This window comes from Patescibacteria group bacterium (genome assembly GCA_027858235.1).
In the GTDB taxonomy this organism is placed as follows: domain Bacteria; phylum Patescibacteriota; class Patescibacteriia; order Patescibacteriales; family BM507; genus BM507.
On sequence record JAQIDC010000040.1, the window covers coordinates 1 to 9,651 of the forward strand.

Genomic DNA, 9,651 nt, shown 5'->3' on the forward strand with positions numbered 1-9,651 from the left:
TTTCGCCCCGTCATAGTCTCTCGCCAGAGGACTGTGACTTCATCTTGTGTTATCACATCCTGTCATTCCGGACTTGTTTACCCTATAGCTAACGCGTACAGGGACCCGAAATCCAGAAATCCCACATACATTTTCTTATCGCCCCAAGTAAACCTCTCACAACTTAACAATCAATTCATCCTTGTATCAAAAAATTTGTCATTCTGGAGGGAGCTTAAGCGACCAATAGAATCTCAATCATGATTATTTCTCAAACGAATGCCACCCCCCCCCTGTCATTCTCAGCTCGACTGGGAATCCAGAAAAAAATCTAAAAAACCCCCTTTTTCTACAACCTAACAATCAACAATCCCAACAAAGTCTTCGCATCCGTCCCTGTCTCTCTTGTTTTTTTATTAATCTCAACCAATTCTCTTAAAATATTTTTTAAATAATCCAATTCAAAAGTTCTCACTTGATTAATGCTTTTTTGAACTACAAAAGGGTGTATTTTTAAATCAGTAGTTATTTTTCTAGAACCATGACCAAGGTCCAGCGCTTGGCGAACTTGCAACAATCTTTTAAACTGCCAAATAGTCATAGTGAGTAAATAATCAAATGAAGTCCCATTTTGCATTTGTTCTTCAAATAATTTTAGGGCCAATGGTTTGTTCTTTGAGCCAATCGCATCAGTCAATGCAAAAATATTATCATCAAAAACTCCCTTGCTCATATTTTCTATATCTTCTTTGCTTATCTCTAGTTTCCCACCATCAAGCAATTTCATTCCGCTTTTGTAGTTTATCAACTTTTCAAGCTCACTTTGAATCCTCCACAAATCATTATCAAGAATTGAAGCTAGCTCAGCTGACACTTGCACACTGATTTCCGCACCAAGCCTATTTGCTTCCTTTTTAATCCAAGAATTAATTTCAGTATTTGTTAAGACTTTGAACTCTTGAGAAAATTTACTTAACGCTAAATATTGCCACAACTCTTTTCGGGCTTTTGTAGGATGAGCACCAATATTTTCATCGCAAAATATTAAAATATTCCCTTCTTTCGGATCAGAGTTTTTTTCGTCTTCCTTTTTTACATATTCAAGAAGAGTAGAAAAAATTTCTTTGTTTTTATTTTGAAAAACATTCTCAACTACAACCATCCTTCTTCGAACAAACAAAGAGCCAGAATTGACCGCCGTATTTAAATCGTTAAGAGCCAGTCTCGTTCCATCAAAAGAAACAATAGCCTCACCGCTAGGATCAACATCTGCCCTAAATTTTTCTTTTAGCTCAGATAATTTTCTCTTTATACGAAAATCGTCTGGACCATGCAAAAATAAAATCATGTTTGCGTGTGAGCAAGCACCCGGCCTTATATCGAAGACATCGAGACGGGTAACTTCCAATTTACTTCATTTTTTTTACTTCCTCTTTAAATAATTTTCCTCTTTCTTTATAGCTCTTGAAAATTCCAAAACTAGCACAAGCAGTTGAGAGAAGAACAACATCTCCTTCACTCGCAATTAATTTCACTTGCCTAAACGCCTCGTCAATACTTTTGACAGTTTGAATATTTTCTTTACTATATTTTATTTTAAACAATTCTTTGCGTATTTTATCTGAACCCTTACCATCAAAAAGAATAACAAACTTCACCCTCTTTTTAATCTCTCTAGCCAGTTGCCTAAATTCACTCCCCTTATCAGCTCCGCCCATCAAAGAAACAATTGGCTCACTAAAAGATTTCAAAGCTGTTATTGTTGATTCCGGAGTTGTTGCAAATGTATCGTTATAATATTTAATTCCCTTTAACTCTCTAACAAATTCCAATCTATGCTCAAGCCCAGAAAAATTCTTAACCGCTTTTTCTATTATCTCTTTTTTAATTTTAAGTATCCGAGCCACCTCAATCCCAGCCGCAATGTTTTCTTTATTATGGTCTCCAATTAATTTTGAATCCCATTCTGATTTATGAAAAAATATCCTCTCACCTGTAACAGCTTCTCTTTCTAATTTATTTACTAACTTAATGTTTGCAATCAATTTATCACTATTTTTTTGAAATCTAAAAATATTAGTTTTCGCTTTCCAATATGAACCAAAAGTTTTGTGATAATTCGGGTTATTGGGATCAGCTGAACTTAAATGATCTTTAAACAAATTTACTAGAACGGATATTCTCGGGCTGTATTTAATGTCTTCCAACTGAAAACTAGAAAGCTCCAAAACCACCCAATCATTTTTTGCAATTTTATCAATAAAAGAAAATGGAGCAATACCGATATTACCTCCTAGGAAAACCTTCTTCTTACTAGCTTTAATTATCTCGTAAATTAAAGAACTTGTTGTCCCTTTCCCTTTTGTTCCAGTAACTCCAACTATATTTTTAGACGGACAAATTTCAAAAAACAAATTCATTGGTGAACTAATAACCAAATTTTTATTCTTTTTTCGAGAGTTCACTAAATCTTCGTCAAAAAGTGGCCAACCAGGAGAACGGAATAATATATCAAAATCAGAAAAATTATTCTTTGTTTGAGTCAAATTCCAATAGATATTCTTCTTGTTTTTATACTTAGCATATTTTTGTCCAAGAATTTTTGAATCCCTAGAATCAAAGACAGAAATATTGCAATCTACTTTTTTCTTCAATAAAAAATCTACCAGGGCTTCATTCTCTGCGCCAAGACCAAGAAAGGCAATATTTTTATTTTTAAATCTAGTTATTGACATAATCTGTTTAAAATGTTATAAATATTAGTTGTTTCGCTGTTCTTTCTTTCAACAATAGCAAAAGGAGATAGTAATGCAAATATTATCAATTCAAGATGAAGCACATCAATACCTCTCTCTCTTAATTCAGTTCATGAACTTTGAAAAACTTTCAGCGTTAGTTGAAGCAATCGACAGTGCTGAATTTCATGAACAAAAATTACAAATTGCAAAAGACCCAAAATACGCTCCAGACAGGGTTGAGTATTTATGCGATACTGACGGGAAACCATTATTATCTGCAATATGTTTTATTGAAAAATTTGCGATAGTAAAAGGATTCCCTGAAAACTTTGTATCGACGCGACTTCGTTCCTATTTGAAAACACCTGATTAATAAAATTTACTAGGAATGTTTTTACAAGAAACCCTCCTCAAGGACTGATTTTCAGTCCTTTTTTTTATTCCATCTCCTCCCAGTTTTTACCAGCTTTTGAATCAACAACCAATGGAACTTTTAATTTCATCACACCTTCCATTATCTCTTTTATTTCTGCTGTAAATTTATCTTCTAGCTTGTCATCAATTTCAAAAAGTAATTCATCATGGACTTGCAACAACATTTTTACCTCTTCTGTTTTATATCCTTTCACAATAAATTTATGAACTTCTATCATCGCTTTTTTTATCATATCGGCAGCCGTCCCTTGTATTGGAGTATTTATGGCCATTCGCTCTGCTCCTTTTCTGACCATGGCCATTGATGAGTTTATTTCTGGCAAAGCTCTTTTTCTGCCAAACATAGTTTCCACGAAACCATCTTTTTTAGCTTGTTCTATCGTGTTATCTAAATACTTTCTAATTTTTTTGTATACTTCAAAATACTGATCAATAAATTCTTTCGCTTGTGCATAGGATATATCTGCATTTTGAGAAAGACCATGTGCTCCTTGTCCGTAAAGGATACCAAAATTAACTGCTTTGGCCTCTCGTCTCATTTCTGGGCTAACATCACCTAACTCAACACCATTTATTTCTGCAGCAGTCGAAGTGTGAATATCAACTCCTTCATTAAACGCTTTTATCATCTTAGAATCCCCAGACATATGAGCGGCAATTCTTAATTCTATTTGTGAATAATCAAGCGCTACCAAAATTTTCCCTTTTCCTGCCACAAAAGCTCTTCTTACTTTCCGTCCGAGCTCCGTTTTAACTGGAATATTTTGCAGATTTGGTTCTGTCGATGAAAGTCTTCCAGTTGCCGCGACTGCTTGATTATAGCTTGTGTGGATTCTACCAGTTTTTTTATTAACCAACTCTGGCAGAGTATCAATATAGGTAGTAATCAGTTTGTTCAATTCTCTGTATTCTTGAATTTGGGGAATAATTTTATGAGAGTCTTTCAATTTTTCAAGTTCGTCAGCTGAAGTAGAGAAGCCAGTTTTTGTTTTTTTAATACCCTCAGAAGACAATTCCAATTTTTCAAACAATATTTCTTTGAGTTGCTTAGTCGAATTAATATTGAATTCAACTTCAGCCAAATCCCATATTTTTTTCTGTATTTTTTCAAGATTTTTATGAGATTCCTTGCTTAAAGTTATCAGAAATTTACTATCTAGCTCAATGCCATTTTGTTCCATTTGAGCTAGAACCTCAACCAAAGGCAATTCAATATTATTATACAAATCTGAAAAATTATTCTTCTTTATCGCCTTGGACAATTTCTCGTAAAGTCGATTTGTAAAATCAGCATCTTCACATGAATAAATTCCTAGTTTTTGTGTATCTAATTCAGCAAAAGTTATTTTGTCCTTTCCTTTCCCAAGCAGGTCTGCTGTAGCAATTTTCTCAAAACTTAGTTCAGAAAAAGTTACCACATCAAGGTTGTGCTGACGAGAACCAGAATTTAGAACATATGAAGCAAGCATTGTGTCAAAATCTATTCCAAAAACATTCACTCCGTTATTTATCATCACCCTCATATCAAATTTCATATTATGAGCACACTTTTTTATCTTCTCGTCTTCAAAGATAGGCTTCAGCCCATCCAAGAATGGATGGAATTTTGAATTTTGAATTTTGAATTTTGAATTATTTTGATAATTAAACAAATCAACCTTTTCATTCGATCCGCCAGCTGGCGGACTAAATTCTTCATTCGAAATTACTACGTAGTAGGCTATTCCTTCTTTCCAAGAAAAACTAATTCCTAACAATAGAGAGGTTATTGTATCAAAGCCAGTTGTTTCTGTGTCAAAACTAAAATGTTTTTGCTTTTTTAATTCAAGCAAAAACTTATCAAAATCTTTTTCAGTTTCAACTATCTTATATTTAAAATTCTCTTTATCTCTCTCAAATTTATCAACCTCGTTTTCTTGAGTATTATTTTTTGATAACTCCTGCACCCTTGGCAAAAGAGACTTGAATTCTAACTCACTAAATAGATCTAATATTTTACTCAAATCAAAATCCTTAAAACGAGCTTTTTCTAAATCGAGCTTTATTTCAACATCAGTTTTAATCGTAGCCAAATCCCTACTCATAAACGCGTCTTCCTTATGTTCAATTAACAACTCTTTTATTCTGGGTGACAAAACATTGTCTAGGCCATTTTTCAAAACCTTCTTATCTATTTTCTCAAGCTTACCTTCAATGAAATTATAAAGATTATCAAGAGTAACAAACTTATTCAATATTCCAACAGCCGTTTTTTCTCCAATCCCACGAACACCAGGAATATTATCACTCGGATCGCCTCGCAAAGCTTTATAGTCAATAACTTGCTCCACACTTATCCCATATTTTTCAACTACAGCTTTTGAGTCATAAATAACACTATCAGAAAGTCCACGACTCATCGTATATACCTTCGTACTCTTATCAATCAACTGCAATGTATCCATATCACCAGTCAAAATTATTTTATCAATACTCCCATCCGTAGTCTTAGAAATAGTCCCAATCAAATCATCAGCCTCAAATCCAGACTTCTCAAATATCGGAACACCAAAAGCAGTCGCAATCTCACGCACCCTCGGAAATTGAGAATACAACTCATCAGGAGCCTTTTCTCTTTTTGCTTTATACTCACTAAATTGTTCGTGCCTAAAAGTTGGCCCTTTCTTATCAAGAGTCAATATAATATGACTTGGTTTAAAGTCTTTAATGGCTTTTATCAAAACGCTAGTAAAACCATAAACAGCATTAGTAATTTCACCACTTTTTGTAGCAATTGTAGGGGGCAAAGCATGAAAACTCCGATGAATCAAAGCATTCCCATCAATAATAATCAATTTTTCTTTATTTTTACTCATACCCCCATTACATCACAGAAAATAGCATTAGACAAGAATCAAAAAAACAGTTTAACCACCTCTGTCATTCTGGAACGAAGCGAAGCGATAGAATCTCGTGCCCCTCTCTGTCATTCTGAGGGAGCTAAAGCGACCGTGAGAATCCCATACCACCAAAGATAAGCTCGAATGATGTTTCTTATATAATTATATGTTGTTACAATAATAAATCTCTCCCCCCCCCGCATACATTGACAAACCACCTACAATTACCTAAGTTAAACATAGTTCTTTTCATCGTGTATACAACTCGTAACCACTAAAAGGAGAATAGATATGTTTCTAACTTTGTATTTACCTTTATTTATTGTTTTTACCAGCATTCTTGCCATACTTTTTCTGTTACTTTTTTCTTTCAGGGGTCATGACAGCTATTACAAAACCATAGAATCATCCAGGGCATTCATTGCCTTCGCGGTCATCCAAATGTCAGCAATTTTTGGAATTGACTATTTCAATGAATCACTTTACAACAACTACAATTTTATCTACATATTTATTGTCTCAAGCATTGTGTTCGCCTGTATCTATTTCCCGATTCTCAATTTAGTCCCAAGCTATAGCTCTGTAAACAGATTTTTTCTGTCATCCTTATTCGCCCTTCTCTCACTTACCACCACTGAATTCTCCTTTTTCTCTATTTACTCAGCCCCTTTCTCAGCTTGGTCAGTTTTTTTTTCCGCCCTTTTACTAATTACGATAATATCGGGAATAATCATTGTGTATACTCACTTCTTTTCTCAATCAACCGAACAACTCCTCCCCTTCGAGTAAGGTTCCAAAAGCCAGCTATCCCAAGCTGGCTTTTTTTATTTTTATAATGTAATTATAACCTATGAATAGTATAATTTAGAAAAAGTAGAATATTCTATAGATGTTCAAGACCACGAACATAACAACACATAGAGGAACTATTACAACTTCCCCTCCAATCATGTTAAACTATAATAAACTAAGAATTAATATCTCTTTATGAAAAAAATAGCATTTCTATCTGGCTTAACTGCCCTACTAGTCGCTTCGGGTTTAAGTGGCTATGCAATCGTAAAAAAATCAGACTGCAACCCAGACCTAGCAAATCCCCAAGAATACCAAATAGAAAATGTTATTGATGGTGATACCCTAAAAATAAAATACCAAGACGGCAAAACCGACCGCCTCCGTCTCCTTAGCATCAACGCCCCCGAGATAGACGAATGCTACGGGAAGGAATCAAAGAAAGCCCTAGAAAAATTAATCAAAAACCAAGAACTAAGATTCGACAAAGATATTTCTGGCCTCGATATTTACGACCGCCTTCTTCGTTACATAACAATCATCTCCCCCGACCCCAAAGAAGATAATACCCTCGTAAACTATTATCTCGTCCGCAACGGCTTTGCCTTCCATTATTCAAATCCACCAGACAATCGTTACAAAGACATGCTCATATCAGCCCAAAGAGAAGCCAAAAAAGAAAAACTCGGAATGTGGGAAGCCTGCGATTATAATAAAAGTAAAGAAGAGGAAGACAATACAAATGAAAGAGAAAAAGACTCAGGACCAACAGACCCCAATTGCATCATAAAAGCCAACATCTCAGAAAAAGGTTACGGCAAAACATACCTAATCCCAGGATGCGACAACTACAACAGTGTGAAGATAGATGAGAAAAAAGGCGAAGCATATTTCTGCACAGAAAAAGAAGCCCAAAAAGCCGGCTTCCGAAAAGCCACAAACTGCCCAGCATCAGAATAATAAATTTTGTAAAACATGAGCATCTAAAAAACACCTAGCGATAGGTGTTTTTTGTGAACAATGGATGGTCATTGAAGAAGTAAATGCCATGTTGTAATATTATTTAATACTAGAGATAGTTTAACAAAACTAATCGTCTTCACTCGGCATCAATAAAATTTTTGTTAACTCCTCTAGTTTAAAAGCATTATCAATTTTTTTAATATACACACGGTATGTTTTTAAGCACTGTGATATCATAAATGAGTAAAACGTCTCCATCCTTCCTTCAGCAGCCTTGCTAAATGCATTGTTTTGAGCCATTCGGTTAATATTCCAAATAATTATAGGATGATACCTGTTGTTTTTTAAAATTTTGTTCATTATCAATCTACCTGTTCTTCCGTTCCCATCAATAAAAGGATGGATTTTTTCATAATCATAATAAAATTTAAATGCCAATTCTGGAGGATAATATTTGTCTTTATTTTTTATATACCAACCAAACAGATCGTCAAGAGCTTTTTCAATTTTCTCCCACTCTAAACACTCCATATTGCCTGCAATAACCCTTCCCTTTCTTAGACCTAGTTTTTTTGGCTCGTGTTTCAAGAGTGTTGAATGGAGTTTAATTAATGAGGCCTTAGAGAAATTAAACGATTTATCAACAAATTTAATAGCATTAATTGTGTTGTTTACCTCATCGATTTTAAGCTTTTTACCAGGATCTCCAGCAACAATTTGGGCAATATTTTCCCTCGGGACTTTACTCCCCTCAATTTTGTTTGAGTTATAAATAAAGTCTATCATAAAAGCTCTCTCTAGCGCTGAATCGCCAATATTTCCCATATCTTCTTTTTTTCTAAAAAACATGGCTCTTAGTTTTTCGAGTTTATCGATTCCAACATATTTAATAAGCTTTTTATCAACAACCTTGTTTGTCCAATAGTCGGTTCGTTCTTTTATTTCTAGGGTTGTAATATTATAAATAAAATCACTTAATCTTTTTGGATCCGGACCCGGGACGTCTGTTGACCCCAAAATCTTTCTTTTTATAATAGACTTATTTTTGTCAATATATATGCTTGCCGAAGCATACCAATATTCATTTTTTCCACTTTTTAACTTGTATGTTTTCATATAATAGTTATGTAAACTTATATCATAATTATTATACCAAATATAAGAGAAAAGTAAAGGTAAAATATGCAAAGATATTGAATTAGTTACAAAAAATACCCTATATTAAACAAATTATCGGTATATACTAGTATGCTATAATAATAGTATTAGCACTATAAAAATATACTATAACTATATAATATTTTAACTATGCGTTAACTACTTCCGCCACGGCACATTCTCTCGCTAAAGGACTGTGACATCGGTCAGCTGGCTCCTGGTTGTACCCGGAGTTGTAGTGCAAACCGTAATTAAATATTTTAGTAGTCATTCATCCCATCACAATCTCTCGTCAGAGAACTGTAATATCACCCGCTGGCTCCATACTGTGTGTGGAGCTTTTTCACCCCGTCACAGTCTCTCGCCAGAGGACTGTGACGTCGTTTTATATATACATGCCCGCCGGCTTCCGAAAAGCCACCAACTACCCAACTTCAGATTATTAAGATTTCTGAATATTAGTATTTAAAAAGCCCTCACATTATTTAAAAGAAAAGGGGTCAGGTACCTTTTTTCAATCATTGAAGTCACCTGCTGGCTCTTAGTTGTACCAAGAGCTAAAATGCAAAACATACCTAATCTCTCCTCTTGTCATTGCGATCCGCCAGCTGGCGGAAAAGCAATCTCTTTGTACACAGCAAATTAATTCCAAATAATAGAGTACCCTATAGGGTACTCTATAGAGGACTCTAAAAATATTTCTAAAA

6 protein-coding genes are annotated in these 9,651 nt (G+C 34.4%); 2 read left to right on the top strand and 4 right to left on the bottom strand.

All coding sequences use genetic code 11. The features are described 5' to 3' along the window. Positions 1–328: 328 nt before the first annotated feature. Both holA and murD read right to left on the bottom strand, forming a co-directional pair. Complete coding sequence (gene holA, locus PF572_03865; GenBank protein MDA3840203.1) at positions 329–1,327, bottom strand: DNA polymerase III subunit delta; 999 nt, start codon at positions 1,325–1,327, stop codon at positions 329–331. A gap of 61 nt (positions 1,328–1,388) precedes the next feature. Beyond that, a complete protein-coding gene (gene murD / locus PF572_03870) occupies positions 1,389–2,714 on the bottom strand; it encodes a UDP-N-acetylmuramoyl-L-alanine--D-glutamate ligase (GenBank protein MDA3840204.1) in 1,326 nt (441 codons plus the stop codon). Between the two features lie 73 nt (positions 2,715–2,787). Between murD and PF572_03875 the strand changes: the two genes are divergently transcribed. Continuing rightward, positions 2,788–3,090 carry a hypothetical protein gene (locus PF572_03875; protein ID MDA3840205.1) on the top strand — a complete coding sequence of 101 codons (303 nt, stop codon included), beginning with the start codon at positions 2,788–2,790 and terminating at the stop codon, positions 3,088–3,090. Between the two features lie 64 nt (positions 3,091–3,154). Here the strand turns inward: PF572_03875 and polA are convergent, their stop codons facing one another. Beyond that, on the bottom strand, positions 3,155–6,007 hold the full coding sequence (polA, locus tag PF572_03880; protein MDA3840206.1) for a DNA polymerase I: 2,853 nt from the start codon (positions 6,005–6,007) through the stop codon (positions 3,155–3,157). A 1,011-nt stretch (positions 6,008–7,018) separates the two neighbouring features. Between polA and PF572_03885 the strand changes: the two genes are divergently transcribed. Beyond that, the gene (locus PF572_03885) at positions 7,019–7,783 is read left to right on the top strand and encodes a thermonuclease family protein (GenBank protein ID MDA3840207.1); all 765 of its coding nucleotides are present in this window, start codon (positions 7,019–7,021) and stop codon (positions 7,781–7,783) included. A 129-nt stretch (positions 7,784–7,912) separates the two neighbouring features. On the opposite strand, the gene PF572_03890 is transcribed toward PF572_03885, so the two are convergent. Beyond that, on the bottom strand, positions 7,913–8,902 hold the full coding sequence (locus tag PF572_03890) for a Fic family protein (GenBank protein ID MDA3840208.1): 990 nt from the start codon (positions 8,900–8,902) through the stop codon (positions 7,913–7,915). Positions 8,903–9,651 lie beyond the last annotated feature (749 nt).